The sequence below is a fragment of the Paenibacillus alkaliterrae genome, assembly GCF_021532375.1.
Taxonomy (GTDB): domain Bacteria; phylum Bacillota; class Bacilli; order Paenibacillales; family Paenibacillaceae; genus Pristimantibacillus; species Pristimantibacillus alkaliterrae.
Genome location: NZ_JAKGAP010000167.1, coordinates 1 through 1184 on the forward strand (window position 1 = coordinate 1; position 1184 = coordinate 1184).

Below are 1184 nucleotides of genomic sequence, written 5' to 3' on the forward strand. Positions count from 1 at the left end.
TATATAGTCGGCAATAAAGTTACGGAAAATATTGCTAGATACAGAACCTACCATATTGTATAGTATACTCAACCACTCATTGGTCGGAGGTACGATACATGAAAAAAACAAAGCTGATTCAAGAGGATGCCCATAACCCCGCAATTCAGGAAATAAAAGCGGCTATGAGAACGAATAAAGACCTTCGTATGCATGAGCGTTATCAAATTATCTTGATGCCTTTGCACGGCGTACCCCACGATGAAATTAGCAAAATCACGGGACGTTCTCTTTCTTCTGTTTACAACTATCTGAAAATCTACCGGGAACATGGTTTGGAAGGCTTGAAAATGGGGTATTCCACGGGTCGTCCGCGAAAGTTAACGGAGGAACAGGAACAACAAGTATATAAAACCGTCGCAGAGAAAACCCCCGCTGATGTCGGTTTTCCAGCGAAAATGAATTGGACTTCACCCCTGGTTCGTAAATGGATTGAACAGGAATATGACATCCGCTATTCCGATCGAGGAGCTCGGGAACTGTTGTATCGTTTGAAGCTTAGCTTCACTACACCTACGTACACGCTTGCCAAAGCCGATCCGGTCAAACAAGAAGCGTTCAAGCAGGAGTTTGAAGAGATTAAAAAAAACTCCTGAACGGTAAAATCGACCGCATTTTATTTGAAGACGAATCCATGATCCGGGATTACCAAGCCTTGTCACGGACTTGGTTTCCCAAAGGGCAACAAAAGATCATTCCAACATTCGGAAAGCATTGGGGTGCCAAACTGATCGGTACGCTGGATTATGAAACAGGCGAAGTCTTTTGCGTACAAGAAGAGCAGTATACAGCCAAAGAGTTCTTAAACTTTCTGGAAAAGGTGCTTGTGAAATATCCAAAGCAGAAGATCGTAATGATCTTAGACAACGCCAGGATCCACCATGCTGAGCTCATTCAACCTTTTCTTGAGAAAAACAAGGAAGTACTCACGCTCGTTTATCTTCCACCTTACAGTCCCGATCTCAATCTGATTGAGGAACTTTGGGGTTGGATGAAATCATCCGTTATCAATAATGTATTCTTCGATTCGGTCCAAAAAATCCGCAAAGCTGTTCAAGGCTTTGTCAATGAGATCAATAAGACCCCAGAAGTTACGGTTGATCGGTTATGCGTTCAGATGTAAATCATTTTTGCCGAATATATAG

The 1184-nt window shown here is 42.6% G+C and carries 1 protein-coding gene; it reads left to right on the plus strand.

The window, feature by feature from the left end; genetic code table 11:
* The first annotated feature begins 98 nt into the window (after positions 1–98).
* Positions 99–1162 (plus strand): IS630 family transposase gene (locus L1N85_RS27005; RefSeq protein ID WP_235242098.1). Its coding sequence is split into 2 segments (ribosomal slippage): positions 99–620 and positions 623–1162, totalling 1062 coding nucleotides; the frame shifts between segments, so codons are not numbered across the junction.
* Positions 1163–1184: the final 22 nt, after the last annotated feature.